Source organism: Methylobacterium sp. AMS5 (assembly GCF_001542815.1).
GTDB lineage: Bacteria > Pseudomonadota > Alphaproteobacteria > Rhizobiales > Beijerinckiaceae > Methylobacterium.
Genome location: NZ_CP006992.1, coordinates 3,425,140 through 3,450,367 on the forward strand (window position 1 = coordinate 3,425,140; position 25,228 = coordinate 3,450,367).

22 protein-coding genes are annotated in these 25,228 nt (G+C 69.6%); 14 read left to right on the top strand and 8 right to left on the bottom strand.

Features of this window, described 5'->3' with window-relative positions; genetic code table 11:
• Positions 1-158: 158 nt before the first annotated feature.
• Positions 159-1,034, top strand: a complete 876-nt coding sequence (fdhD, locus tag Y590_RS15420) for a formate dehydrogenase accessory sulfurtransferase FdhD (RefSeq protein ID WP_060770628.1) — start codon at positions 159-161, stop codon at positions 1,032-1,034.
• Positions 1,035-1,164: 130 nt separating this feature from the next.
• Here fdhD and Y590_RS15425 read toward each other — a convergent pair whose 3' ends face one another.
• The gene (locus Y590_RS15425) at positions 1,165-2,205 is read right to left on the bottom strand and encodes a hypothetical protein (RefSeq protein ID WP_060770629.1); all 1,041 of its coding nucleotides are present in this window, start codon (positions 2,203-2,205) and stop codon (positions 1,165-1,167) included.
• A 637-nt stretch (positions 2,206-2,842) separates the two neighbouring features.
• Here Y590_RS15425 and gltB point away from each other — a divergent pair.
• The 3 genes from gltB (at position 2,843) to Y590_RS15440 (ending at position 9,585) form a co-directional block, all read left to right on the top strand.
• Positions 2,843-7,561, top strand: coding sequence for a glutamate synthase large subunit (gltB, locus tag Y590_RS15430; RefSeq protein ID WP_060770630.1), 4,719 nt, complete (start codon positions 2,843-2,845; stop codon positions 7,559-7,561).
• 123 nt (positions 7,562-7,684) lie between these two features.
• Positions 7,685-9,118 (top strand): glutamate synthase subunit beta, encoded by a 1,434-nt coding sequence (locus Y590_RS15435; protein ID WP_060770631.1) that lies wholly within the window; start codon positions 7,685-7,687, stop codon positions 9,116-9,118.
• A 287-nt stretch (positions 9,119-9,405) separates the two neighbouring features.
• Complete coding sequence (locus Y590_RS15440) at positions 9,406-9,585, top strand: hypothetical protein (protein WP_144439980.1); 180 nt, start codon at positions 9,406-9,408, stop codon at positions 9,583-9,585.
• Here the strand turns inward: Y590_RS15440 and Y590_RS15445 are convergent.
• Entirely contained in the window at positions 9,558-10,481 is a 924-nt protein-coding gene (locus Y590_RS15445) for an MBL fold metallo-hydrolase (RefSeq protein WP_060770633.1), read from the bottom strand. The genes Y590_RS15440 and Y590_RS15445 overlap by 28 nt on opposite strands.
• A gap of 169 nt (positions 10,482-10,650) precedes the next feature.
• Between Y590_RS15445 and Y590_RS15450 the strand changes: the two genes are divergently transcribed.
• A complete protein-coding gene (locus Y590_RS15450; protein ID WP_060770634.1) occupies positions 10,651-11,994 on the top strand; it encodes a sensor histidine kinase in 1,344 nt (447 codons plus the stop codon).
• A gap of 8 nt (positions 11,995-12,002) precedes the next feature.
• Positions 12,003-12,662 carry a response regulator gene (locus Y590_RS15455; RefSeq protein ID WP_060770635.1) on the top strand — a complete coding sequence of 220 codons (660 nt, stop codon included), beginning with the start codon at positions 12,003-12,005 and terminating at the stop codon, positions 12,660-12,662.
• Positions 12,663-12,689: 27 nt separating this feature from the next.
• On the opposite strand, the gene Y590_RS15460 is transcribed toward Y590_RS15455, so the two are convergent.
• The 3 genes from Y590_RS15460 to galE form a co-directional block, all read right to left on the bottom strand.
• Complete coding sequence (locus Y590_RS15460; RefSeq protein ID WP_060770636.1) at positions 12,690-14,153, bottom strand: SGNH/GDSL hydrolase family protein; 1,464 nt, start codon at positions 14,151-14,153, stop codon at positions 12,690-12,692.
• 169 nt (positions 14,154-14,322) lie between these two features.
• Positions 14,323-15,504 (bottom strand): lytic murein transglycosylase, encoded by a 1,182-nt coding sequence (locus tag Y590_RS15465; RefSeq protein ID WP_060770637.1) that lies wholly within the window; start codon positions 15,502-15,504, stop codon positions 14,323-14,325.
• Positions 15,501-16,493, bottom strand: a complete 993-nt coding sequence (gene galE / locus Y590_RS15470; protein ID WP_060770638.1) for a UDP-glucose 4-epimerase GalE — start codon at positions 16,491-16,493, stop codon at positions 15,501-15,503. Before galE ends, Y590_RS15465 begins: the two co-directional genes overlap by 4 nt.
• Positions 16,494-16,666: 173 nt before the next feature.
• Here galE and galU point away from each other — a divergent pair, with 173 nt between their 5' ends.
• The gene (gene galU / locus Y590_RS15475) at positions 16,667-17,533 is read left to right on the top strand and encodes a UTP--glucose-1-phosphate uridylyltransferase GalU (RefSeq protein ID WP_060770639.1); all 867 of its coding nucleotides are present in this window, start codon (positions 16,667-16,669) and stop codon (positions 17,531-17,533) included.
• 239 nt (positions 17,534-17,772) lie between these two features.
• Here the strand turns inward: galU and Y590_RS15480 are convergent, their stop codons facing one another.
• Complete coding sequence (locus Y590_RS15480) at positions 17,773-18,669, bottom strand: N-formylglutamate amidohydrolase (RefSeq protein WP_060770640.1); 897 nt, start codon at positions 18,667-18,669, stop codon at positions 17,773-17,775.
• A gap of 306 nt (positions 18,670-18,975) precedes the next feature.
• Here Y590_RS15480 and cpdR point away from each other — a divergent pair, with 306 nt between their 5' ends.
• From cpdR to Y590_RS15500, 4 genes are all read left to right on the top strand, one after another.
• Positions 18,976-19,332 carry a cell cycle two-component system response regulator CpdR gene (gene cpdR / locus Y590_RS15485; RefSeq protein ID WP_003603128.1) on the top strand — a complete coding sequence of 119 codons (357 nt, stop codon included), beginning with the start codon at positions 18,976-18,978 and terminating at the stop codon, positions 19,330-19,332.
• A 203-nt stretch (positions 19,333-19,535) separates the two neighbouring features.
• The gene (grxC, locus tag Y590_RS15490; RefSeq protein WP_060770641.1) at positions 19,536-19,793 is read left to right on the top strand and encodes a glutaredoxin 3; all 258 of its coding nucleotides are present in this window, start codon (positions 19,536-19,538) and stop codon (positions 19,791-19,793) included.
• The gene (locus tag Y590_RS15495) at positions 19,790-20,635 is read left to right on the top strand and encodes a carbon-nitrogen hydrolase family protein (protein WP_060770642.1); all 846 of its coding nucleotides are present in this window, start codon (positions 19,790-19,792) and stop codon (positions 20,633-20,635) included. Before grxC ends, Y590_RS15495 begins: the two co-directional genes overlap by 4 nt.
• 116 nt (positions 20,636-20,751) lie before the next feature.
• Positions 20,752-21,228, top strand: coding sequence for a DUF1178 family protein (locus Y590_RS15500; RefSeq protein ID WP_060770643.1), 477 nt, complete (start codon positions 20,752-20,754; stop codon positions 21,226-21,228).
• 21 nt (positions 21,229-21,249) lie between these two features.
• On the opposite strand, the gene Y590_RS15505 is transcribed toward Y590_RS15500, so the two are convergent.
• A complete protein-coding gene (locus tag Y590_RS15505) occupies positions 21,250-22,314 on the bottom strand; it encodes a PAS domain-containing protein (protein ID WP_060770644.1) in 1,065 nt (354 codons plus the stop codon).
• A gap of 175 nt (positions 22,315-22,489) precedes the next feature.
• Here Y590_RS15505 and msrA point away from each other — a divergent pair, with 175 nt between their 5' ends.
• Positions 22,490-23,149 (top strand): peptide-methionine (S)-S-oxide reductase MsrA, encoded by a 660-nt coding sequence (gene msrA, locus Y590_RS15510; RefSeq protein ID WP_060770645.1) that lies wholly within the window; start codon positions 22,490-22,492, stop codon positions 23,147-23,149.
• Positions 23,150-23,253: 104 nt separating this feature from the next.
• Entirely contained in the window at positions 23,254-23,757 is a 504-nt protein-coding gene (locus Y590_RS15515; RefSeq protein WP_060770646.1) for a TIGR00645 family protein, read from the top strand.
• A 7-nt stretch (positions 23,758-23,764) separates the two neighbouring features.
• On the opposite strand, the gene mepA is transcribed toward Y590_RS15515, so the two are convergent.
• Positions 23,765-24,694 carry a penicillin-insensitive murein endopeptidase gene (gene mepA, locus Y590_RS15520; protein ID WP_056455862.1) on the bottom strand — a complete coding sequence of 310 codons (930 nt, stop codon included), beginning with the start codon at positions 24,692-24,694 and terminating at the stop codon, positions 23,765-23,767.
• Between the two features lie 136 nt (positions 24,695-24,830).
• Here mepA and Y590_RS15525 point away from each other — a divergent pair, with 136 nt between their 5' ends.
• Positions 24,831-25,226 (top strand): PRC-barrel domain-containing protein, encoded by a 396-nt coding sequence (locus Y590_RS15525; RefSeq protein WP_060770647.1) that lies wholly within the window; start codon positions 24,831-24,833, stop codon positions 25,224-25,226.
• Positions 25,227-25,228: the final 2 nt, after the last annotated feature.

The following is a 25,228-nucleotide window of genomic DNA, read 5'->3' on the forward strand; positions in this document are numbered from 1 at the left end:
TTGCCGGTTCCGGCGTGACCGTATCGCTGCCGGATGGGCGGTTGCGACGTAGAACCATACTGATCAAAAAACCGCAACCACAACAGCGCCCCCAAGCGTCGCTTGGACGCGGTATCAGGGTTGCGCAGCGGGCAACTTGGCTGCCTCTGGGGATACGGATGCAGAACGTCGGCGGAAAATCTGATCAAGACGCTGCGGACGACTTCAGCGCGGACGGCCCGGCGACGTCGGTCAAGGTCGGAACACTCGTCGTTGCCTATGACGCGCCCGAGGCAAGACCCGATTCCCGCGCCCTGGCCGTGGAGATGCCGGTCAACGTCGTCTACGGCACCGTGCCCTATGCCGTGATGATGCTGACGCCGGCCGATCTCGAGGATTTCGCCTACGGCTTCAGCCTGACCGAGGGCGTGATCGAGGCGCCCGACGAGATCCGCGGCGTCACCGTCGAGCCCGGCGAGGGCGGCCTGAGGCTGCTGGTCGATCTCGCGCCGGGACGGCTGCGCGAGCACCTCGCTCGCAAGCGGGCGATCAGCGGGCGCACCGGCTGCGGCGTCTGCGGGATCGAGGATCTCGCCGCCCTGCCGATTGCCCGGCCCCGTTCCGGCAAGGGCCCGCAGGTGACGCTGGCGGCGATCCAGGCGGCGCTGACCGCGCTATCGGACCGTCAGCGTCTTAACCGGGAGACGCGTGCGGTCCACGCGGCCGGATGGGCCGACCTCGACGGCTCGCTGCTGGCGGTGCGCGAGGATGTCGGCCGCCACAATGCTCTGGATAAGTGCATCGGCGCGCTGCTGCGCCAGGGCGTGCGGCCGGACGAGGGCTTTCTCGTCATCACCAGCCGCTGCTCGTTCGAGATGGCGGAGAAAGCCGCCAGCTTGGGCGCCTCGGTGCTGGTGGCGATCTCCGCCCCGACCTCGCTCGCCATCGAGCGGGCGCGCTGCCACGACATGACGCTCTGCGCCATCGCCCGCTCGGACACCCTGACCGTGTTCTCCGGACGCGAGCGGCTGGTCCTGGCCGGGGAGGGCGGCTGAGCCCGGCTTCCACGCGCCGCCCCCCCGCTCAAGCATCGTCCTGGATACGTGATCCCGGACGATGCTTCAGGCTCTCGTTTTCGCATCATCTTTTTTCCGAAAGCCGGCAACCACCCTTCGGGACGATGCGCTAGTCGGCGCCGCCGGCCTCGCCAGCGCCGCCGGGGACGACCGTCGCACCGCCGATCACCCGCACGTTCTTGCGCGGACCATCGGCCGGCGGATCCTGCCAGCCCTTGCCGGCGACCGGCTTCGACTCGGCGGTCTTCGTCGCGTCCTTGGCGGGCTCCGGCTTCGCGGCGTCAGTCTTCGTTTCAGCCTTGCCGGTTTCCTTGCCGGTTTCTTTGCCGGTTTCGGGCCGGGGCTCGCCCACCTTCGGCTCGACCGCCTTGGCTTCCTTCGGCTCCGCCTTGTCCCGCTCGGTTTTCGCTGCGGGCGTCATCGCCGGCGACGCGGGCGAACCCGACCGGAGCGAGGGCTCCGGAATCGTCGGGGCAATGCGTGCCTGGGACGGCAGCTTGGGTGTGGGGGCAGTCCGGGCCGCCGCGCGCCGAGGCTGCTCGGAGCGGGTCGCCGCGTCCGGATTGACGCCGAGCGGATTGGCGTCCGGCCGCGCTGCCGGGGGCACGCGCTCGGCCCGCACCGCGTTGCGCTCGCCGCCGAGCGGAGCACTGCGCAGACCGGGAACGGAGGGGATGTCGGCGGGCGGCATGATGCGCTCGGCCTCGCGGATCGGGCGGCGTGGGCGCATGTCGTCCTCGGTCCAGCCGTAGCCGGGGACCGCCGGACGGACCCGGTCGGAGGGATAGTAGACGCCTTCGAGCGGCTCGCGCCCGATCACGTCGCCCTCGCGGGCATCGACCACGAGCCGCACCCGCTGGCCGCGCGGGCTCGTTGCCTCCACGCGGTAGTTCCGCCCGTCGTAGCGGGGACGTCCGATCTCGGAGAAGCCGCGATCCCGCAGCTCATCGACGACCTCGCGGGACGGCAACACGCCGTCATCCTCGAGGTAGGCCGCCCGCGGCGGCCCATAAATCTCACGGTAGAAGCCCTGGGCGGCGGCGTTCTGCAGTCCGGCTCCGGACAGGAGCGCGGCAACGAGGCCGAACCCGAGGCCGCGACGCAGTGCCGCTCTCGCGAGTCCACCAGGGGTGTGACGGCTCGAAGCCATGGGGACCTCTCGAACCAAGCTGTGCAGAAGAGGGGGAAAGTCCCGGGAGCCCGCTGTTGATCGCGGGTCCCCCGGCGTCACGGCAGACGCATCCCCGCATTCCTTCCGTGCCGGCAAGGTTTTCTAAACGGTTGATTGGGGCGACATTGCGAACCGGCCCGGAACCTGCCAGTGCGATTGTGGTGATGCGGTGCGGCCCGGCACGCGTCCGCCCGCCCGATTCAGGCCGAGAGACGGGTGCCGAGAGGCGGGTGCGTTGCGCGTATCCAAGGCATGTTCAAAAGGCCGGCCGCGATGGTCGGCGGCCCCTTGCTGGAACGAATGAAATCTGGCAACGTCCACCTATAGGACAGTAAGACTGTCCCATTTGTCGTGCTTGGCCGTCGGGCCAGCTTTGGGGATCCATCACGTGATCGACGTGACGTCCGGACGAGCTGAGAAACCGGTGACCGTCGAGGCGATCCGGGCGAGCGCTGGCTGAACAAGCCGGAGCTTCAGCCCGCGGGTTGGCGGGCAATTCCGGCAGGAAGAACCTGACCCCACCCGACTCGGTATAAAGAAGGCGGCAGCCCGGACACCGGCGGTGTCCGGGCACGAAACATGCTCGCATGCGGGCAGGGTCGGAGATGTGCGGACGATGCGTGAAATCCCGTCTGAGCTGTCGGTGCCGGTTGTGAACGGCGAGAATGCCGCGCCGTCGCGCGCCGGCGCCACGCCGATGATCCTGCGCGACCCGGCCCTTCCCGCGGCCGAAGGCGCCTACAACCCCGCTCACGAGCGCGACGCCTGCGGCGTCGGCTTCGTCGCGGACATGCACGACCGGCGCAGCCACGCCATCGTCCAGCAGGGTCTCAAGATCCTGGAGAACATCGACCACCGCGGCGCGGTCGGTGCCGACCCGACCATGGGCGACGGCTGCGGAATCCTCACCCAGATCCCGCACGGCTTCTTCTCGGAGGAATGCTCGCGCCTCGGCTTCGAGCTGCCGCCGGCCGGCCAGTACGCCATCGGCCAGTTCTTCCTGCCGAAGGCGGAGGAGGCCCGCGCGATCATCGAGGAGATCGTCGAGAAGACGCTCTCCGACGAGGGCCTGCCGCTGCTCGGCTGGCGCGACGTGCCGGTCGATTCGGAAGACCTCGGCAGGGCGGTGAAGGAGACCGAGCCGCATCACCGCCAGCTCTTCATCGGCTGCCCGGCGAGCGTGACCGACCAGGACACGTTCGAGCGGCGCGTCTACATCGCCCGCAAGGTGATCTCCGGGAAGGTCTACGGCCACGGCGACAAGCGGCTGATGGAGTTCTACCCGGTCTCCGTGTCGAGCCGGACGATCGTCTACAAGGGCATGGTGCTCGTGCACCAGCTCGGCCACTACTATCTCGACCTGAAGGACCCGCGCTTCGTCTCGGCGCTGGCCCTCGTGCACCAGCGCTTCGCCACCAACACCTTCCCGACCTGGCGCCTGTCGCACCCCTACCGGATGGTCGCGCATAACGGCGAGATCAACACGCTGCGCGGCAACGTGAACTGGATGGCCGCGCGCCAGGCCAGCGTCGATTCCGAGCTGTTCGGCAACGACATCTCGAAGCTGTGGCCGATCTCCTACGAGGGCCAGTCCGACACCGCCTGCTTCGACAACGCCCTCGAATTCCTCGTGGCCGGGGGCTACTCGCTGGCGCACGCGATGATGATGCTGATCCCGGAGGCCTGGGCCGGCAATCCGCTGATGAGCGAGGAGCGGCGCGCTTTCTACGAGTACCACGCCGCCCTGATGGAGCCGTGGGACGGCCCGGCGGCGGTCGCCTTCACCGACGGACGCCAGATCGGCGCGACCCTCGACCGCAACGGCCTGCGCCCCGCCCGCTACATCGTCACCGATGACGGCCTCGTCGTGCTCGCCTCCGAAATGGGCGTGCTGCCGATCCCCGACGAGAAGATCGTCCAGTCCTGGCGCCTGCAGCCGGGCCGGATGCTGCTGATCGATCTGGAGAAGGGCCGCATCGTCTCCGACGAGGAGATCAAGGGCGAGCTGGCCTCCGCACATCCCTATGCCGAGTGGGTCAAGAACACCCAGATCGTGCTGGAGGAGCTGCACCCGATCAGCCCGCGGGCCTCGCGCACGGACGTCTCCCTGCTCGATCGCCAGCAGGCCTTCGGCTACACCCAGGAAGACCTCAAGCTGCTCATGGCCCCGATGGCCGTGACCGGCCAGGAGGCGGTCGGCTCCATGGGCTCGGACACGCCGCTCTCGGCGCTCTCCGACAAGCCGAAGCTGCTCTACACCTACTTCAAGCAGAACTTCGCGCAGGTCACCAACCCGCCGATCGACCCGATCCGCGAGGAGGCCGTGATGAGCCTCGTCTCGTTCATCGGCCCGCGCCCGAACCTGCTGGACATGGAGGGCGCCTCCCGCCGCAAGCGGCTCGAAGTGCGTCAGCCGATCCTGACCAACGGCGACCTCGAGAAGATCCGCTCGATTTCCCACTTCGAGGACCGCTTCGACACCCGCACGCTCGACATCACCTACGCGGCCGAGTCCGGCGCGGGGGCGATGGAGGGCGCGCTCGATCGCCTGTGCGACCGGGCCGAGGTCGCGGTGCGCGGCGGTTACAACATCATCATCCTGTCGGACCGCATGGTCGGGCCGGACCGTATCCCGATCCCGGCGTTGCTCGCGACCGCAGCCGTGCACAACTACCTGATCCGCAAGGGGCTTCGCACCTCGGTCGGCCTCGTGGTCGAGTCGGGCGAGCCGCGCGAGGTGCATCACTTCGCCTGCCTGGCCGGCTACGGCGCGGAGGCCATCAACCCCTATCTCGCCTTCGAGACGCTGATCGGGATGAAGGGCGAGTTCCCGCCGGACCTGACCGACGACGAGATCGTCTACCGCTACATCAAGTCGATCGATAAGGGCCTGCTCAAGGTGATGTCCAAGATGGGCATCTCGACCTACCAGTCCTATTGCGGCGCGCAGATCTTCGACGCGATCGGCCTGAACTCCGACTTCGTGGCCAAGGACTTCTTCGGCACGGCCACGACGGTCGAGGGTATCGGCATGGCCGAGGTCGCCCAGGAAACGGCCCTGCGCCACCAGGACGCCTTCGGCGACGCTCCGATCTACCGCAACGCGCTCGATGTCGGCGGCGAGTACGCCTATCGCCTGCGCGGCGAGACCCACACCTGGACGCCCGACACCGTGGCGACGCTGCAGCACGCGGTGCGTCTCGGCGCGGCCGAGCGCTACCGCGAATACGCCCGGCTGGTGAACGAGCAGGAGAACCACCTCAAGACCCTGCGCGGCCTGTTCCGGATCAAGACCGCCGCCGATCTCGGCCGCGAACCGGTCGACATCTCGGCGGTCGAGCCGGCCTCCGAGATCGTCAAGCGCTTCGCCACGGGCGCGATGTCCTACGGGTCGATCTCGAAGGAGGCGCACGAGACGCTGGCGATCGCGATGAACTCGTTCGGTGGCCGCTCCAACTCGGGTGAGGGCGGCGAGGAGCCGCGCCGGTTCATCACCGGGCCGGACGGGCGTTCGCGCCGCTCGGCGATCAAGCAGGTCGCCTCGGGCCGCTTCGGCGTCACCACCGAGTATCTCGTCAACGCCGACATGATGCAGATCAAGGTCTCGCAGGGCGCCAAACCCGGCGAGGGCGGCCAGCTCCCCGGTCACAAGGTCGATGCCAAGATCGCCAAGGTCCGCTACGCGACCCCGGGCGTCGGCCTGATCTCGCCGCCGCCGCACCACGACATCTACTCGATCGAGGATCTGGCCCAGCTGATCTTCGACTTGAAGAACGTGAACCCGGCCGCCGACGTCTCGGTGAAGCTGGTCTCCGAGGTCGGCGTCGGCACGGTCGCGGCGGGCGTCGCCAAGGCGCGCGCGGACCACATCACGATCTCGGGCTTCGACGGCGGGACGGGTGCCGCCCCGCTCACCTCGATCAAGCATGCGGGCGGTCCCTGGGAAACGGGTCTGGCCGAGACGCAGCAGACGCTGGTGATGAACGGCCTGCGCGGCCGGGTCGCGCTCCAGGCCGATGGCGGCATCCGCACCGGCAAGGACGTGATGATCGCGGTGCTGCTCGGCGCCGACCAGATCGGCTTCTCGACCGCGCCGCTGATCGCGGCCGGCTGCATCATGATGCGCAAGTGCCACCTCAACACCTGCCCGGTGGGCGTCGCCACCCAGGACCCGGTGCTGCGCAAGCGCTTCAAGGGAACGCCGGAACACGTCATCAACTACTTCTTCTTCGTGGCCGAAGAGCTGCGGGAGCTGATGGCGGCGACGGGCTTCACCCGGCTGGAGGACCTGATCGGCCGCTCCGATCTCCTCGACAAGCGCGAGGCGATCGAGCACTGGAAGGCCCGCGGCCTCGACTTCTCGAAGCTGTTCCACCGGCCGAATGTCGGGCCGGAGGTGGCGATCCGTCACGTCGAGACGCAGCATCACCCGATCGACACGGTGCTCGACCGTCGCCTGATCGCGGGCGCCGAGACGGCCATCGAGACCGGCGAGCCGGTGACCCTCACCGACGTGATCCGCAACTCGGATCGCGCGGCGGGCGCCATGCTCTCCGGCGCGGTGGCCAAGCGCCACGGCCATGACGGGCTTCCCGACGACACCATCGTGGTCAAGCTCAACGGCACCGCCGGGCAGAGCTTCGGCGCGTGGCTCGCCGCGGGCGTCACCCTCGACCTGACCGGCCACGGCAACGATTATGTCGGCAAGGGCCTGTCGGGCGGCAAGCTGATCATCCGTCCGAGCGACGCGCTGAAGGCGCCCCCCGCCCGCACGATCATGGCCGGCAACACCGTGCTCTACGGGGCGATCGCGGGCGAGTGCTACATCCGCGGTGCGGCGGGCGAGCGCTTCGCCGTGCGCAATTCCGGCGCCATCACCGTGGTCGAAGGCATGGGCGACCATGGCTGCGAGTACATGACCGGCGGCGTTGTGGTCTCCATCGGCGTGACGGGGCGCAACTTCGCGGCCGGCATGTCCGGCGGCATCGCCTACGTGCTCGACGAGGACGGCTCGTTCCGCGACCGCTGCAACCTGTCGATGGTCGATCTGGAGCCGGTGGAGGAGGAGGACGACCTCATGCGCCGCTTCCACCAGGACGGCGACCTGGAGACCAAGGGCCGGGTCGACATCCTCGCGGACATGTCGGGCCACGACGAGGAGCGCCTGTCGCAGCTCCTCACCAACCACATGAAGTATACGGGTTCGCCGAAGGCCAAGCAGATCCTCGACGAGTGGGCGGCCTTCCGCACCAAGTTCGTCAAGGTGATGCCGGTCGAGTACCGCCGGGCGCTGCGCGAGATGGAAATGGCGCGCATGCCGGTGGCGGCGGAGTAATCGAGCGTCATCAAGGCGGGCCATACCGGTCGGCGGCAGGAAGCCGCCGACCGGTTCACAGTGATGCCGGGCAGACGGCAAGGCCGCGTGGTCGAGAGATCCGCGCCTGCGAAGGACTGATCGATGGGCAAGGTCACCGGGTTTCTCGAATTCGACCGGCAGGAGCAGAAGTATCAGCTCGCCGCCGACCGCGTGCGGCACTTCCGCGAATTCACGCTGCCGCTCGACGAGCACGACCTGTCCAAACAGGCCGCGCGCTGCATGGATTGCGGCATCCCGTTCTGCCACGGGCCGACCGGCTGTCCGGTCCACAACCAGATCCCGGACTGGAACGACCTCGTCTACCAGTCGGACTGGGAGGAGGCCGCGCGCAACCTCCACTCCACCAACAACTTCCCCGAGTTCACCGGCCGCATCTGCCCCGCGCCCTGCGAGGAGGCCTGCACGCTGAACCTCGAGAACCAGCCGGTCGCGATCAAGACGATCGAGCAGGCGATCGCGGACCGTGCCTGGAACATGGGCTGGGTGAAACCCGAGCCCTCGGCGAACCGCACCGGCAAGCGCGTGGCGGTGATCGGCTCCGGACCGGCCGGCATGGCGGCGGCCCAGCAGCTCGCCCGGGTCGGGCACGACGTGCACGTCTACGAGCGCGAGCCCAAGGCCGGCGGCCTGCTGCGCTACGGCATCCCCGACTTCAAGATGGAAAAGCGCCACATCGACCGGCGCGTGAAGCAGATGGAAGCCGAGGGCGTCGTCTTCCACTACAAGTCCAACATCGGGGTCAACGTGCCCCTGGAGGACCTGACGAGCCAGTTCGATGCCGTGCTGTTCTGCGGCGGCGCCGAGGATCCGCGCAACCCGCAGCTTCCGGGCCAGGAACTCGACGGCGTGCACTACGCCATGCCCTTCCTGGTGCAGTCGAACCGCCGGGTCGGCGCCGAGCCGATGCCGGGCAACGGCGAATTGCCGATCCTGGCCGCCGGCAAGAACGTCGTGGTCATCGGCGGCGGCGACACGGCCTCCGACTGCGTCGGCACCTCGTTCCGCCAGGGGGCGCTCTCGGTCACCCAGCTCGACATCCGCCCCCGCCCGCCCGAGCGCGAGGACAAGCTGACGGTGTGGCCCTATTGGCCGACCAAGATGCGCACCTCGTCGAGCCAGGCGGAGGGCGCCGAGCGCGAGTTCCAGGCCGCGACCCTGCGGCTGGAGGGCAACCGCAAGGGCCAGCTCACCGGCGTGGTCTGCGCGCGCGTCGATGAGAAGCGTCAGCCGATCGAGGGCAGCGAGTTCGTGCTGCCGGCCGACCTCGTCTTCATGGCGATCGGCTTCGCCGGATCGGTGCAGAAGGGTCTGGTCTCGGAATCGGGCGTGGCCGTGGACAAGCGCGGCAACGTCGCTGCCAACGATCAGGACTACCTGACCTCGAACCCGAAGATCTACGTCGCGGGCGACATGCGCCGGGGCCAGTCCCTGGTGGTCTGGGCGATCCGGGAGGGCCGTCAGGCCGCCCGCTCGATCGACGAGGCGTTGATGGGCGCGACCGTTCTGCCGCTCTGAACCGCATCTCGCATCTCAGCCGATCACGGGGGCATCGCCGGGAGGCGGTGCCCCTTTTTCCATCGCCGGCGCTCGATCGACGCGAGTACTCCGGCTTGCCGTCATCCTTGCCGTCATCGCAGGCAATGCTATGGCGAAGCCGGGTCTGCAGATCACCCAGGCGTCACCGCCCCGAAAGGCGAGCTAAACCTGCAACCTCCACACTGGGCATGACATCATTCCCGTGCCGCGTCGCAAGCCGGTGACCCTCGACCTCCGATCCGGAGAACGGCACTCGGAGAATGACCGTGCCGAGAGAGCTGATCCCCTACGTGATCGATGACGTGTCGGCCGTGGATGGCCGCGATTATCGCCGCATCGAGCGGGCGCCGACGCCCGAAGCGGCGGCGCTGATCCGGTTGCTTCGCGAGCGGGCACGCGGCGGGGTCGGATCGCAGGGTCAGGGTGCGGCGGAGACCAGTTCGTAGCCTGCGCCGGCCCGCTCGATCCGGCCCCGGGTTGCGAGGTGCATGCCCGTCACGGCCAGCCCCTCGCTGGCAGCCCGGTCGAAGATCCGGCGGCGGGTGGCGATCGCCTCCGCCGGATCGGCATCCCAGATCACGGTCCAATCCGGATGCGGCACCTGCAGCAGGCGGGAGTGGAGGATGTCGCCCCAGATCAGCAGCCGCTCTGGTCCATCTTCGATCAGCACGCCCGCATGGCCGGGGGTGTGCCCCGGCAGGGGCAGGAACGAGACGCCGGGGGCGAGTTCGGCCCCGCCGGAGACGCGGCGCACCCGGCCGGCATAGGCGGCCAGCACGGCCCGCGCGGTGTCGAAGAACAGCCCCATCGCCGAGGGCGCGCGGGAACGCGCACCGGCATCCGACCAGTAGGCGGCCTCGCGCTCCTGGAGCACCAGTTCGGCATTGGCGAAGCGGGCGCGGCCATCGCCCGTGAGCAGGCCGCCCGCATGGTCGGCGTGGAGGTGGGTCAGCCACACGGTCTCGATCTGGTCGGGCCGCAACCCCTCCGCGGCGAGAGCCGCCGTCACCCGGTCGAAGCCCGGTCCGAACACCGTTCCGCAGCCGGCATCGAGCAACCCGTGCCGTGCGCCGCGCCGGATCAGGAAGGCGTTGACCGGTTCGAGCGAGGGGCCGCTCGGTGGCAAGCCGGCTTGGGCGAGCAGGGCGCGTCCGGCCTCGCTGTCGGCGCCGGGAATCATACTCGGCTCAAGCGGGAAGAGGCCGTCGCGCAGCGGCGTGACGGTGAAGGCGCCGACGCGATCGGCGGGTGCGGGGGGTGCCGCCCGTGCTTCGGGAAACCGAAGGATCGGCAGGCAGGCGCCCGCGGCGAGGACGGATCGACGAGTCGGCAAAGGCGGCATTCCGGATGAGGGGGACGACGATCGGAAGCTTGCGCCGGCTCGTCACGCTCGCCCAGGGAACGGCTCCCGCTTCCGCGCGGGCATTTTTCCCGACAGCCATCCGTCCCTCTTGCGTCGCGGACGGCGGCCGGTGCCATCTTGGGCGACGCTCCCCTGGACGGTCGCCCCGATGAGCCTGCCCGCGCATCTCGCCCTGCGCCTTCTGATCGTGACCCTCCTCTGTCTGGCGGGCGCCGTCGCCTGGACCCTGTGGGAGGCGCGCAGCGCCCTGCGCGGTGAGGCGGCCGTGTCGGCGGAACGGATCGCCGCCGCGCTTGCCCGGCAACCGGGGCTCGGCAGCGTCGGGCCGGCGGCGCTGCCGGTGGGCGAACCCGAGGCCGAGCCAACCATCCTGATGCTGCTGCCGGGGATCTGCGCCGAGATCCGCCTCGGCAGCGAGATGCCACGGCGGCTCTGCGGCGATTGGGATGGGCTCGGCACGGCCCCCGCCTGGCTCGCGGCCGTCCTGTCGTCGGCCAGAGCTCTCGGCGATCCGGTCGTCCGGGAGATCGTTTATCGCGGACGCCGTCTCGGCAGCGTCTCGACCTGGCCCGATTCCGGCGCGGCTGCGGGGCGCGCGTGGCGGCAGGTGCGGTTCGCGAGCGGCCTTGCCCTCTCGCTCGCCGGAGCCACGGCGATCCTCGGCTGGCTCGCCGCCGCCGACCTCGTCGCGCCCGCAGGACGGATCGTGCGCCACCTGGACGGCTTCGATGCCGGCGCGTCCCGTCCGCCCCTGCCGCGCTTCAAGGCGGCGGAGTTCGACCGGATCGCCACGGCCTTCGACGCGCTCGCCGGGCGACTGGCCCGAACCGAAAGCGAGCGGACCGCGCTGATGCAGCGGCTGGTGCAAGTGCAGGAAGAGGAGCGCCAGAGCCTCGCCCGCGACCTGCACGACGCGTTCGGCCAATGCCTTGCCGCCGCCGGGGCGCTCGCCGCCGCGATCGAGGCCGGCGCGCCGACGGACCGCGCGGATCTGCGCGCCGATGCGCGCGGCATCGAGGCGGTCGTCGCCTCCATGCGCGAGAGCCTGCGCGGCGCCCTGGCGCGGCTCGAACTCCCCGACTTTGCCGGGATCGGCTTGGGCGACGGCATCCGCGGCCTCGTCTCGGACTGGCGGGCGCGGCTACGGACCGGGCCGAGCCTGCACCTCGATGTCGAGGGCGATTGGTCGGGCCTGTCCGACGAGGCGTCGGCGAGCCTCTATCGGATCACCCAGGAACTGCTGACCAACGCCCTGCGGCACGGACGACCGAGCCACGTCTTCCTGCGGCTGCAGCGCACCGGCACCGGGGGCGGGACCGTCACGCTGACCGTGGACGATAACGGCGGGGGCGACGCTGCCCGCGCAGCCGGCGCGTCCGGCCGCGGACTTCCCGGGATCCGCGCCCGGCTTGCCGCCCTCGGCGGACAACTCTCGCTCACCGGGAACGGCAGCGGCATCCGCGCCCGCGTCACCGTTCCGGTTCACGGGTGAGGCGGACGATGACGGACATCCTCCTCGTCGATGACCATCCCGTCGTGCGTGAGGGCTATCGGCGGCTGTTCGAACGGCAGCCGGGTTTCACGGTCGTGGCCGAAGCCGCGACCGCAGCGGAGGCCTACCGCCTCTACAAGGCGCGGACGCCGGACCTCGTGATCCTCGACCTGTCGCTGCCGGGGCCGAGCGGCATCGAGGCGATCCGGCACATCCGGCAATGGGACGGCGCGGCCCGCATCCTCGTCTTCAGCATGCGCACCGGCGCCGCCATCGCGCGCCAAGCCTTCGCAGCGGGGGCCAGCGGCTATGTCAGCAAGGCGAGCGCCCCCCGCGAGCTGCTGGAAGCCGCCGCGGGCGTCCTGCGCGGCGAGCGGGCCATGAGCGCCGACATCGCCCTCGCGATCGCGCAGGACGAGGTGGCCGGCGGGCGCAGCAGCCTCGACGAGCTCAGCCCGCGCGAGGTCGAGATCCTCGGCATGACGGCAGCGGGCGCAACGGCGCAGACCATCGCCGAAGCGCTGTGCCTCAGCCTTAAGACGGTCCAGAACAATCTGTCGCTGATCCGGGCCAAACTCGGCGCCCGCACGGACGCTCATCTGGTCTGGATCGCCGTCGGCGCCGGGCTCGTCGCCGCTCCGCACGGCCCACCCGCCGTGGAGACCTGATCGACCTCTTCGGGCGGTTGAGGAGCCCTATCCCGGTGGCCAGCGGAAATCGTCCGCCCGGCCCGGCTGGGACAGGGGGGCGGCGCCGCGCTGCAGGCTGCGCTCGCGGGTGCCCGTGGCATCCCCCTCCTGCGGACGTGCGGTGAGGAGCGTCCCGCCCGGCGAGACCTCGGTGCGGCCGAGCGGCACCACCGGCCCTGCCGCGGGCTTGACCGGCAGGCTCGGGATACCCGGCGGCTCGGGCAGGCTCGGCAGCATCGCCGTGATCTTGCGATCGATCGCCGCCGTGTCGTCGACGCCCAATCCGGCACCGCCCTCGCCGGGCGTGGCGGCGATCGCGGCGGCGGGCTGCTCGGAGGGCGGGCCGCTCTTCTCCCCCATCAGGCGCTTGAGCTCCACATCGGCGAAATGGGCGACCTTGCGCGAGCCGGCGGCGGTGAAGTGGATTCCGTCCGAGGTGCGCAGCCGCGCCTCCTGGCCGTCCACATCGGGCCCCGCGGCGGTGAAGCGGTTGCGATCGTCCACGAAGCCCTGCCAGACCTCGGCATAGGATTGTCCGGCCCGCTGCACCCGCTCGCGCACGAGATCGTTGATGGCGGCGAAGTCGCGGCTCAGGCTCTCGCTGCGGACCGGCGGCAGGCCGACCCAGATCAGCGGCACCTTGTGCTCGGCAAACACCTTCGCGACCTCGTCGACCCGCGCGGCGTAGATCTCGCGCCACTTGTCGGACAGGGCCTCGACGGTCTGGTCGCCCTCGCGGATCGCCTGCCGGTCGTTCAGGCCGACCATCATCAGGGCGTAGGAGACTTTGGGCGTGGTCTTGAGGAAATCCTCGGCGGTCTTGGCCCAATCGACCAGATCCTTGCGCACGAGGCCGCTATCGGCCTTCGAGCGGTCGAGCACGGCGACCTCGGCATTGTCCGAGAACGCGTCATCGACGCCCTTGGCGAGGTAGCTCGCGAGCGAGTCGCCGAACACGGCGATCTGCGTCGTCGGCGCCGCCTTCGGCACCTTGGCCTTGGGCTGCGCCACCGCGGGGGCCGGGCTCGGCCGGCGGCGGCGGGCGGCACGCTCCTCGTCCGAACGGCCCGCCGTGGCAGGGGCCGTGGCAGGGGCCGCGGCGGGCGCACGCGGGCGCGACGGCCGGGCATAGCCGGGCGCGGGCTGGGGCGGCGGGGTCGGCTGGGCGCGCGGCTGGTCCTCCCACGGCCAGTAGAACTGGCGCGGCGCCTCCTGCGGCGGCGCGGCCCGGCGGGCGGGGGCCCGGCCGTAGCCGTACTCGTCGGCATAGGCGCCGCGGGCCCGGCGGCGCGGTGGCGGCGCGGCGTAGGGATCGGCCGCGGGTGCGTCGTAGCTGTCGCCCCATTGCGCCGCGGCCGGCTGCGGCAGGGTGGACCACGCCGCCGTGAGCCAGAGGGCCGCGAGGAGGAGGAGGCCGAGGATCGCAGGGGTACGCGGGAACGCGGTGCGATCGGTCGGGCGGCGTTGCATGCGCGAAGCCTCGATCGAAGGGGAGGGGGAGGGGCCGGAGCGGGTCCGACCTCACATCCGGTCAGGATAGCGCCTTGAGGGGCGCGCGTCTAAGAGTGCCTCACAAACGACCGATCACCCATCGGCCCCCTCTGGGCCCGGCGGCGCTGCAGGAGTTTTGTGAGAGACACTATGGCCGTCCCTCCAAGCGCTCCAGAAGCGCGGGCCGGGCATAGCCGTCGGCGGGCAGGCCCTCGCGGATCTGGTACTGCCGCACCGCCTCGCGCAGCTTCGGGCCGGCGCGTCCATCCTGTTCGCCGGCATAGAGCCCCTGGGCGGCGAGCCCCGCCTGGAGACGCTTGAGGCCCGGCCCGTCGAGGCGGGCGGCGCCGTTGGGCCAGGGCACGGCGAGCGCCGGGCCGCCGGCCAGCCGGTCGGCGAGGTGGCCGACCGCCAGCGCGTAGGAATCGCTGGTGTTGTAGCCGCGGATCACCTCGAAATTGTCGGTGATGAGGAAGACCGGGCTCCCGAGGCCGCCCGGCAGGAACAGGCTGGCCTCGCCGCCCGTCGGCAGGGGTTTTCCGTCGGTGCGGCGCACCCCGCGGGCGGCGAAGTCGGCGAGCGGGCCGCGGTAGCGGGTCAGGTCGAAATCCTTCGGCAGGCTGACCTCGTAGCCCCAGGACAGGCCGGGCTTCCAGCCGAGCGATTGCAGGTAATGCGCGATGGAGGCCAGCGCATCGGCCTCGGAGCGCCAGATGTCGCGCCGCCCGTCGCCGTCGAAATCGACCGCCTCCCGCAAATAGACCGAGGGCAGGAACTGCACCTGTCCCATGGCGCCGGCCCAGGAGCCGACCATCCGCGCCGGCTCGATGTCGCCATTCTCGAGGATCTGGAGGGCGGCCAGCAGCTCGTCGCGAAACAGGGTTCCGCGGTGGCGGGCGTAAGCCAGACTTGCCAGCGCCCGGATCGTCGGCAGGGAGCCGGCGCTGGCTCCGAAATCCGACTCGACCCCCCAGAAGGCCAGCACGACCGAGCGCGGCACGCCGGTCTTCGCCTCGATGGCGGCGAGGGTGGCGGCAAGCCGCTTGCCCTGCGCCTGCCCCCTGGCGATGCGGGCGCCCGAGAGCGCCCCGACGAGGTAGTCCCAGACCGGCCGGCTGAACTCGCTCTGGCGGCGGGTGCGAGCGACCACATCCGGATCCGGCCCTTGCACGCCGGCAAACGCCGCGTCGAAGGTCTTCGGCGAGATGCCGCGGGCCGTGGCGTCGGGGCGCAGGGAGGCGACGAAGCCGGAGAAGTCCCCATCCTGCGCCCGGGTCGGCCCCGCCAGCAGCGCGAGCGCGAGAATGAGGGTGGCGCAGCGTGCTCTCACCGCCGGTTCCGCTTCGCCAGGGTGTCCTCCCAGGCGAGCGCCTGGGCGACGATGGCGTCGAGGTCGTCGTGCTTCGGGGTCCAGCCGAGTTCGTTGCGAATGCGGTCGGCACCGGCGATGATCTGGGCCGGATCACCGGCACGGCGGGGCGACAAGCGCACCTCGAAGTCGCGGCCTGAGATGCGCTTGACCACCTCCACGACCTCCAGAACCGAGTAGCCCCGGCCGTAGCCGCAATTGACGGTCAGGCTGCCGCCGCCGCCGCGCAGATGGTCGAGAACGGTGAGATGCGCCGCGGCCAGATCCGAGACTTGGATGTAGTCGCGCAGGCACGAGCCGTCGCGGGTGGGATAGTCGGTGCCGAACACCTCCAGATGCGTGCGCTGGCCGAGTGCGGCTTGCGTCGCGACCTTGATGAGGTGGGTGGCCGCCGGCATCGATTGCCCGGAACGCCCGCGCGGATCGGCCCCGGCCACGTTGAAGTAGCGCAGCACCCCGTAGGTGAAGCCGTGCGCGGCGGCGGCATCCGCGAGCATCCACTCGCTCATCAGCTTCGAGCGGCCGTAGGGGTTGATCGGGTTCGTCGCCAGGGTCTCGGGCACCGGCACGGTCTCGGGCTCGCCGTAGACGGCCGCCGTCGAGGAAAAGATGAAGTGCCGCACATTCGTGCGCGCGGCCGTCTCGATCAGCGCGCGTGTCTTCACGGTGTTGGCGAGATAGTAGCCCAACGGGTCGGCGACCGATTCCGGCACGACGATCTTGGCCGCGAAATGCGCGACCGCGTCGATCTGGTGGCGCAGGATGGTCTCGGTGACGAGCGCTTGGTCGGCCACGTCGCCGACGACGAGACGCACTTCCGGAGGCAGAGCCCAGTCGTAACCGGTCGAGAGGTCGTCGAGGACCACGACCTCCTCATGCCCGGCATCGACCAGCGCGAGCACCATATGGCTGCCGATATAGCCCGCGCCGCCCGTGACCAGAACCGCCATCGCCCACCCCTGATCCGTCTTCGCCGGCCGTCGGCCGAAACGTCAGCTACGTTTTATGACGAAATCCTGCCAATCCTAACCCAAGCGGGGCTGTTAGCGGCGGTCTGCGTGCTATTTGATCCATTGTCGATCAGGGCTCGCCCCGACAAACGCCAAAAAACGGGTCCCGCCACATGAAACGAATTCGTAAGGCCGTCCTTCCCGTCGCGGGTCTCGGCACGCGCTTCCTGCCGGCCACCAAGGCCGTTCCGAAGGAGATGCTCACCGTCGTCGACCGCCCGGTCGTCCAGCATGTCGTCGATGAAGCCCGCGAGGCCGGCATCGAGCACTTCATCTTCGTGACCGGCCGCGGCAAGGCGGTGATCGAGGATCACTTCGATATCGCGTTCGAATTGGACCACATGCTGCAGGAGCGCGGCAAGCAAGAGGCCTACGAGGCGCTGAAGAAGGATCTGCCCAAGGCCGGCCAGACCAGCTTCACCCGGCAGCAGGCGCCGCTGGGCCTTGGCCACGCCGTGTGGTGCGCCCGCGAGATCGTCGGCGACGAGCCCTTCGCCGTGCTGCTGCCCGACATGCTGAGCCGCGGCTGCATGGGCCAGATGCTGAAGGCCTACGAGCAGCATGGCGGCAACGTCATCGCCGTCGAGGAGGTGAAGCCCGAGGAGACCCATCAATACGGCATTGTCGCCGTCGGTGAGACCTTCGGCCAGACCTTCGAGATCACCGGCATGGTCGAGAAGCCCAAGCAGGGCACCGCACCCTCGAACTACATCATCTCCGGCCGCTACATCCTCCAGCCCGAGATATTTTCGATTCTGGAGCGGGGCGAGACCGGCGCGGGCGGCGAGATCCAGCTCACCGACGCGATGATCCGGCTGGCCGAACAGCAGAAGTTTTTTGGGATGCGCTTCGATGGGCGCACCTACGACACCGGCTCCAAGATCGGCTTCCTCACCGCCAACCTCGCCTACGGCCTGGAGCGGCCGGACCTGGCCGACGCCCTGAAAGCGGAGATCCGCGCGCTCCTCGGCGAAAACTGATTCGGTTCCATGCGCGCATGTCGGATCGATATGCGCAGCGCACATGTGGAAACGGGATCGGCGCCCTTGCGATTTGTGCGGCGCGATGCAATTTTTGCATTGCGAGATCGCGATGGCGTCGCGGTCCCGCAGCCCTTCTTGGGCGTTTCCTCCCTAGACTTCGGGCCGTCCTTCGGGGCGGCCTTTTTTTGTCTGACGCGTGTCTTCGGGACACCTGGAAGCAGCGCTCCGATCCGGTTTTACTCTGCTGCGATGCGGTGGGACGGCAGCTCGACCGTCTCGGCGGCGACCCCGGCGATGACCTCGGCGAGATGGTCCGCAAGGGTCACGAAGCCGGCCGTCAGCGCCAGCGACTGCTCATTCATGTAGAGCGCCCGGTTGATCTCGATCTGCAGCGCATGCCGCCCGAGACCGGGTTCGCCGTAATGCTCGGTGATGAAGCCGCCGGCATAGGGCTTGTTGCGCACCACCTTGTAGCCGAGAGCCCTCAGCCGGCTCTCGAACCCATCGACCAGTGAGGGCAGGCAGGCCGTGCCGAAGCGGTCGCCGAGCACGAAATCGGCCTGGGCGCTCTCATCGCGTCCGAGACTCGATGACGGCATCGAGTGGCAATCGATCAGGAAGGACCGGCCGAAGGTCCGTGCCGTGCGATGGATCAAGCCGCGCAGGGTTCGGTGATACGGCTTGTAGAGCGTCTCGATGCGCCGCACCGCCTCCTCCACCGGCAGCCGCTCCCGGTAGATCTCCTGTCCGTCGGCGACGATGCGCGGCACCGTGCCCAGCCCCCCGGCCACCCGCATCGAGCGGGTGTTGGCGAAGGACGGCAGACGGCCGGCGAACATCCGGGGGTCGAGCTCGTAGGGCTCGCGGTTCACGTCGAGATAGGCGCGCGGGAAGTTCGCCCGCATCAAGGGCGCGCCGAGGCCGACGACCGCAGCGAACAGGCGGTCGACATGGGCATCCTCCGAGCGGCGCAGGGCCAGCGCGTCGAGCCGGGAGGCCGCGAGGAACGAGTCCGGGTAATGCGCGCCGGAATGCGGCGTGTTGAACACGAAGGGAATCGCGTGCTGCGCCGGCTCGTCCACGGCGAAGGGTGGATCGAACGCCTCGGCTCCGTCTGGCTGTGAAGGGCTCATCGAGACGCGGGGGCCTGAGCGTGGCACGGAAGGGACATGGCGCCACTTTGCGGCGCCTCGTCCGCCCTGTCCACCATGCGCCGCACAGAGTCGGGAGAGAGCGGGACGGCGCGTTGCGATTGTCCGGTGCGTCGCGACACCGGGCGCGTTTAACGCTCTGTTTACCAAGCCGACGCTTTATGAAAAGAACACCCACCGAGCATCTCTCGCAAAGCGTCGGCGGCGCTGTCATGCCCTGAAGCGGCATGGTAGCGACCGGCGTTTCCTGAGACACTCCAAGGCGCATGGGCACCGGGACGCCGTTCGATGAAGATCCTGCTCGCGGAAGACGACAACGACATGCGTCGGTTTCTGGCCAAGGCGCTCCAGAACGCCGGCTACGACGTGCTGTCCTTCGACAACGGCCTGTCTGCCTATAATCGCCTGCGCGAGGAGCCGTTCGAGCTTCTCCTGACCGACATCGTCATGCCGGAGATGGACGGGATCGAGCTGGCGCGCCGCGCCACCGAACTCGATCCCGACATCAAGGTGATGTTCATCACGGGCTTTGCCGCGGTGGCGCTGAACCCGGACTCGAAGGCGCCGAAGGATGCGAAGGTGCTCTCGAAGCCCTTCCACCTGCGCGACCTCGTCAACGAGGTCGAGAAGCTGCTGGCCGCCTGAGAGCGCCGCGCAGAACTCCCGGTCCCAGACCGTTCCCGCTCTGACGATGACAGCGCGGCGGGCGTTTTGTGAGAGGCACTCAGGCCGCCTGAGCGGAGAGCCGGCGCAGCGATCGTCCGGCTCTGTGTCCCGGCCGCAGTAGGAAGATCCTCGCGGCTCGCCTATATGCGTCGCATCTCCCCACTCGGGCACGCGACGGACCTATGCAGCCGGTCACGATCTACACCACCGCCTGGTGCCCCTATTGCTCGGCGGCCAAAAGCCTGCTGCGCGAAAAAGGCGTCTCCTTCAACGAGATCGACGTGGAGAAGACGTCGGGCGCCCGCGCGACCATGGTCCAGCGGGCCGGCGGGCGCACGTCGGTGCCGCAGATCTTCGTCGGCGACCGGCATGTCGGCGGCTGCGACGACCTCTACGCGCTGGAGCGGGCCGGCGATCTCGATCCGCTGCTCGCGGCATGACGGACCTGTCCGAACACAAGCCCTTCATCGCCGCCTGCGTGCAGATGCGCGGTGGGCGCGATCCGGCCGTCAACCGCGAGGCCGCCGTGCAGGCGGTGCGCGAGGCGGCTCGCCGGGGTGCCGCCTATGTGCAGACGCCCGAGACGACCTCGCTGATCGAGCGCGACCGCACCGCCCTGTTCGAAAAGGTCGGGCCGCAGGAGAGCGACGCCACGCTCACTGCCCTCCGCGAAGTCGCGCGGGCGGAACAGATCATTCTACAGATCGGATCGCTGGCGATCCGCGAGGGCGAGAAGATCGCCAACCGCGCCTTTCTGATCGACGCCGCGGGCGAGATCCAAGCGGCTTACGACAAGCTCCATCTCTACGATGTCGATCTCCCCAACGGTGAGAGCTGGCGCGAATCGGCGACCTATTCGGGCGGCGACTGCGCCGTCGTCGCGCAGACGCCGCTCGCCAGCGTCGGCCTGACGATCTGCTACGACATCCGCTTTCCCGCCCTCTACCGGGCACTCGCCGAGGCGGGCGCCACGGTGATGACCGCGCCGGCCTGCTTCACCCGCCAGACCGGCGAGGCGCACTGGCACATCCTGCAGCGGGCGCGGGCCATCGAGACCGGCTCCTTCATGATCTCGGCGGCGCAAGGGGGTCGGCACGAGGACGGACGCGAGACCTTCGGCCACTCGCTCATCGTCGATCCCTGGGGCCGAATCCTCGCCGAGGCCGAGGGCGAGGCGCCGGGCATCATCCTCGCCGAGATCGACCTCGCGCGGGTCGCGGATGCGCGCGCCCGCATTCCCGCCCTGTCCCACGCGCGCAGCTTCGGTGTGCGCCGCGCTTGAAGCCATCCCATCTCAGCATCATCCCGAAAGGTGGCTTCCGGCTTTCGGGATGATGCAAAAATAAGAGGATAGAGCATCGTCCTGGATCCGATATCCAGGACGATGCTCTAAGGGTCATGATCCTTTTCACTCTCGCCTGCGATTCGGGACACCGGTTCGAGAGCTGGTTTCCCTCCAACACGGCCTATGACGAGCAATCGGCCCGCGGCCTCGTCACCTGTCCGTTCTGCGACTCGGCCAGAGTCGCCAAGGCACCGATGGCCCCGGCCGTGGCGCGCACCGACCGTGGCCGGGCCGAGGCGCCCACGCCGCAGCTTCCGGTTCCGGCGGCGCCAGCCGAAGTGCCGATGCCGATGCTCGCCGCCGAGCCGGAGCGACAGTTGCGCGCCCTGCTGCGGGCCGTGCGCGAGCACGTCGTGTCGACCGCCGAGCATGTCGGCGACCGCTTCGCCGACGAGGCGCGGGCGATCCATTACGGTGATGCGGAAGGGCGCCCGATCTACGGCGAGGCAAGCCCGAAGGAGGCGCGGGCGCTGGTCGAGGAAGGCATCGATGTCCTGCCCCTGCCGCCGGCCCCGGACGACCGGCACTGACGTCCCGGCGGAGCCTGGGGCTCAGGCCCCGATGCGCTCGGCCGGAAAGCGGAGTTCGACGGCGGTGCCCGCCGGATCGCGCGGCCGGACGCGGATCGTACCGCCGACCTGCCGGCTCAGAACGTCGATCAGCGTCGCCTCAAAGCTCCCGCCGCCCGCCGCGCTCAGACCGATCCCGTCATCCTCCACCGCCACCGTGACGTCCGCCCCATCATGGGCGATGCGAACGGTCAGCCGGCCGGCCCGGAACGGGAACGCGTGGCGGACGGCGTTGGAGACAACCTCGTTGACGATGAGTGCGAGCGGTCCCGCCGCCTCGGGCCGGACGCGGAGCGGCGCCAGATCGAGCGCAAGCGCAATGTCGCTCCGGCCCGAGGCCTCGACCAGGGTCTCGGCGATCTCGCGGACGAGATCGGCGAGATCGTGGCCCGCACTCTCTTCCGTCGGGGCGGACTGGCGATAGAGCGTGCTGAGCGCATCGATGCGCCCGATCGCCTCGCCGAGCGCCGCGCGAACCGCCGGATCGGCGCTGTTGCCGCTCTGAAGCGTCAGCATGGCCGAGATCATCTGGAGATCGTTGCGGGCGCGATGCCCGATCTCGCGCAGCAAGAGGTCGTTCGCATCGAGGGCTACCTGCGTCCGGTCGCGCTCGGCGGCGAGCGCGTGGCGCTCGCTCACGTCGAACTGCGAGGCGAAGTAGAACAGCAGCGTGCCGTCCTCGTCGTGGACGGGGCTGATATACAGCGCGTTGTGGAAGGTCGAGCCGTCCTTGCGGTAGTTGAGAAGCTCTTCATGCACGTCCCGCTCGGCATCGATCGCGGCACGGATCCGCGCCACCGCGTCGAAATCGGTGCCGGGCCCCTGCAGGAAGCGGCAATTGCGGCCCGTCACCTCCAGCCGCGTGTACCCGGTGAGCCGTAGGAACGCGTCGTTGGCGTAGATGATCGGATTGTCGAGCCGGCGCGGATCCGTGATGATCATCGCCATGCGCGTGGCCCGCACGGCCGCCGCGAAGGGATCGCCCTTGCCGGAACGGACGCTGGCCCGAACCCGCTCCGTCAGTTGCCAGTCGTCGCCGGGCTCCATCTGTTCCCGATCGTTCCCCAGGCGCGAAGAGCACGGCCGGAGCCGCCGAGGGCGCGGCCTCACCTGACCCTGTCGCCAAAGCAGACGGCGATGACCATATCAAGCGAAATCGAGCGGGATGCACACCGGCGCGCCGACAACGCGCCACGCCCTGCAACCACCAGAGGAAACTGCGATGCTTCTGTTCCGCAAACGGCCCGAGATGCCGGCCCCGTCCGAAGTGCTGCCCGGCCGGCCGCATCCCCTGCCGACCGCCGAGCGCCATTTCGTCAACGGCAATGCCCTGAAGGGACCCTATCCGGAGGGCGTCGAGACGATCGTGCTCGGGCTCGGCTGCTTCTGGGGCGCCGAGCGCAAATTCTGGGAATTGCCCCGGGGCGTCCATGTCACCGCCGTGGGCTACGCCGGGGGCACCACGCCCAACCCGACCTACGAGGAGGTCTGCTCCGGCCTCACGGGCCACAACGAGGTCGTCCTGGTCGCCTATGACCCCGCCGTTCTGCCGCTGGAGGCCGTGCTCAAGACCTTCTTCGAGAGCCACAACCCGACGCAAGGGTATCGCCAGGGCAACGATGTCGGCACCCAGTACCGCTCCGGCATCTACACGGGCAGCGAGGCCCAGGCCGCGACGGCGCGGGCGGTGCGCGATTCCTACGCGCAGGCGCTCGACGCGCGGGGCTACGGGCCGATCACGACGGAGATCGTGCCGCTCGAGACCTTCTCCTTCGCGGAAGAGTACCACCAGCAATACCTTGCCAAGAATCCCGGCGGTTATTGCGGGCTCGGCGGCACCGGCGTGTCCTGCCCCGTCGGCGTCGGCGTCGCGGCGGAGTGAGTCTGCGCCCGGCCCCGGCAAGGCTGGCCCAAGCTTGACCGTCTTGCGGGGCCGTTGCGCCCATGCCAAATCCCGGCCCCTCGGATGGCCGGGATCGAGAGACAATGCTGGAACGTGGCTTCGAACGCTTTCTCTTCGCCTGCCGGTGGCTGCTGGCGCCGTTCTACGCCGCGCTGACGATCGCGCTCGTCGTCCTCCTGGTCCGGCTGCTGCTGGAACTCGGCCACGTCGTCACGCACGCGTTCGAATCGACCGAGTCGCAGACCATCCTCTCCGTTCTCGCGCTCGTCGATCTGACCTTCACCGGCTCGCTGCTGATCATCGTGATCTTCTCAGGGTATGAGAATTTCGTCTCGAAGTTCGATCACACCGACCACAAGGACTGGCCCACCTGGATGGGCACGATCGACTTCAGCGGGCTCAAACTGAAGCTGATCTCCTCCATCGTCGCGATCTCGGCGATCCAGCTTCTGAAGTCGTTCCTCGACCTGAAGAACTACAGCGACCGCGACCTGTACTGGCTGGTCGGCATCCACATGGTGTTCGTGGTGTCCGGTCTGCTGATGGCGCTGACCGACCGGCTCTCGGCCGGACACCACGAGAAGTAGGGGCCTTCTACCGCGCGTGCAGCACCGCCCGGCAGGCGTCGGGCAGGCCGGCGAGCGTCATCGGCGGGCGGGGCTTCGGCGGGGTCTTGGGCTTGGGCGGATTCAGCACCGCCGCGCTGAACCAGTAATCGAGTTCGGAGCCGCAGCCGTCGCCGGAGGGCGGGGGCGCCTGGTCGTCGCAGGCGCCGTCGCCGGCCGGGCAGGCGAGGCGGATATGGTAGTGATAGTTGTGCCCGTACATCGGGCGCACCTTGGTGAGCCAGCCGCGATCCCCGCCCGCCTCGCGGCACAGCGCCTTCTTGATCGCCGCGTTCACGAAGATCCGCGCCACCTCCGGCTGCTTGGCCGTCATGCGGATCAGCGCGGTATGCTGGCGCGTCCAGACGTCGGGGTCGATGTCGAGCCGGTCCGAGCGCACCATGTCGGTGGCCGAGGTCTCCTCGCGCTCGGCTCGGGTCATGCGGTGGTCCGGCATCGGCGTGAGCCAGACATCCACGTCGAGGCCGAGCTGGTGCGAGGCGTGGCCGGTGAGCATCGGCCCGCCGCGGGGCTGCGACATGTCGCCGACGAGAAGGCCGGGCCAGCCGGCCTGCGGCGCGCGGGCGGCGAGCCGCTCAATGAAATCCACGAGATGGGGCGTGCCCCACATCCGGTTGCGGGAGGGCCGCATCACCTGCCAGGTCGCACCGTCGAGGGGCAGCGCCTCGCCGCCGGAGAAGCAGCCCTTGGCGTAGGAGCCGAACGGCCGCGCCGGCCCGCTGGCCGGGCCGGTGACGCGGCCGAACAGGGCCTTGGCCGGCGTCGAAGGATCGTTCGGGTTGGCGAGCGGCGGCAGCGGCTTCGGGTTGACGCTGCCGCGGTCCTGCGCCGCGGCCGGGCTCAGCAGCGCCGGAAGGGCAAGCGCGAGGGCAGGGAGTGTCAGGCGGGTCAGCGGCATGCGCGGTGGCTCGTCCGGGATGGCGGGGCGGGATGGGGCAAGGGGCGGCAAGAGCAGGGGCAGGACTGGCCGGAACGTGCCCGGCCGCATGGGCGTTTTTTATGGCAAGCTGTAACAACGTTGCAGGATGATCGCCATGGATCCGGTTCGTTCCGAAACTGCGGCCGATGCGGCGCCCGCGCCCCGCAGCCTGATCGCGAGCGATCGCGTCATCGGCACCGAGGTGCGCCGGACCGACGGGAGCAAGGTCGGCCGCATCGAGCGGCTGATGCTCGACAAGCGCTCGGGCCGCGTCGCCTATGCGGTGATGAGCTTCGGCGGCTTTCTCGGCATGGGCGAGGCGTATTTCACGCTGCCCTGGGCGGTGCTGCGATACGACACCGGTCTCGACGCCTACGTCGTCGACATCACCGAGGAACAGCTGCGTGACGCGCCCGCCCGCTCGCCCGAGGGCGGCGACCCGGAGGACGAGCGCGCCTGGGAGGAGCACGTCCACCGCTACTACAACGCGGCGCCGTATTGGGGGATCTGAGG

What these genes read in the sequence shown, in the direction of transcription:
- fdhD (WP_060770628.1), top strand. Translation starts at nt 159, where the DNA reads ATGCAGAACGTCGGCGGAAAATCTGATCAAGACGCTGCGGACGACTTC.
- Y590_RS15425 (WP_060770629.1), bottom strand. Translation starts at nt 2,205, where the DNA reads ATGGCTTCGAGCCGTCACACCCCTGGTGGACTCGCGAGAGCGGCACTG.
- gltB (WP_060770630.1), top strand. Translation starts at nt 2,843, where the DNA reads ATGCGTGAAATCCCGTCTGAGCTGTCGGTGCCGGTTGTGAACGGCGAG.
- Y590_RS15435 (WP_060770631.1), top strand. Translation starts at nt 7,685, where the DNA reads ATGGGCAAGGTCACCGGGTTTCTCGAATTCGACCGGCAGGAGCAGAAG.
- Y590_RS15445 (WP_060770633.1), bottom strand. Translation starts at nt 10,481, where the DNA reads ATGCCGCCTTTGCCGACTCGTCGATCCGTCCTCGCCGCGGGCGCCTGC.
- Y590_RS15450 (WP_060770634.1), top strand. Translation starts at nt 10,651, where the DNA reads ATGAGCCTGCCCGCGCATCTCGCCCTGCGCCTTCTGATCGTGACCCTC.
- Y590_RS15455 (WP_060770635.1), top strand. Translation starts at nt 12,003, where the DNA reads ATGACGGACATCCTCCTCGTCGATGACCATCCCGTCGTGCGTGAGGGC.
- Y590_RS15460 (WP_060770636.1), bottom strand. Translation starts at nt 14,153, where the DNA reads ATGCAACGCCGCCCGACCGATCGCACCGCGTTCCCGCGTACCCCTGCG.
- galE (WP_060770638.1), bottom strand. Translation starts at nt 16,493, where the DNA reads ATGGCGGTTCTGGTCACGGGCGGCGCGGGCTATATCGGCAGCCATATG.
- galU (WP_060770639.1), top strand. Translation starts at nt 16,667, where the DNA reads ATGAAACGAATTCGTAAGGCCGTCCTTCCCGTCGCGGGTCTCGGCACG.
- Y590_RS15480 (WP_060770640.1), bottom strand. Translation starts at nt 18,669, where the DNA reads ATGAGCCCTTCACAGCCAGACGGAGCCGAGGCGTTCGATCCACCCTTC.
- cpdR (WP_003603128.1), top strand. Translation starts at nt 18,976, where the DNA reads ATGAAGATCCTGCTCGCGGAAGACGACAACGACATGCGTCGGTTTCTG.
- grxC (WP_060770641.1), top strand. Translation starts at nt 19,536, where the DNA reads ATGCAGCCGGTCACGATCTACACCACCGCCTGGTGCCCCTATTGCTCG.
- Y590_RS15495 (WP_060770642.1), top strand. Translation starts at nt 19,790, where the DNA reads ATGACGGACCTGTCCGAACACAAGCCCTTCATCGCCGCCTGCGTGCAG.
- Y590_RS15500 (WP_060770643.1), top strand. Translation starts at nt 20,752, where the DNA reads ATGATCCTTTTCACTCTCGCCTGCGATTCGGGACACCGGTTCGAGAGC.
- Y590_RS15505 (WP_060770644.1), bottom strand. Translation starts at nt 22,314, where the DNA reads ATGGAGCCCGGCGACGACTGGCAACTGACGGAGCGGGTTCGGGCCAGC.
- msrA (WP_060770645.1), top strand. Translation starts at nt 22,490, where the DNA reads ATGCTTCTGTTCCGCAAACGGCCCGAGATGCCGGCCCCGTCCGAAGTG.
- Y590_RS15515 (WP_060770646.1), top strand. Translation starts at nt 23,254, where the DNA reads ATGCTGGAACGTGGCTTCGAACGCTTTCTCTTCGCCTGCCGGTGGCTG.
- mepA (WP_056455862.1), bottom strand. Translation starts at nt 24,694, where the DNA reads ATGCCGCTGACCCGCCTGACACTCCCTGCCCTCGCGCTTGCCCTTCCG.
- Y590_RS15525 (WP_060770647.1), top strand. Translation starts at nt 24,831, where the DNA reads ATGGATCCGGTTCGTTCCGAAACTGCGGCCGATGCGGCGCCCGCGCCC.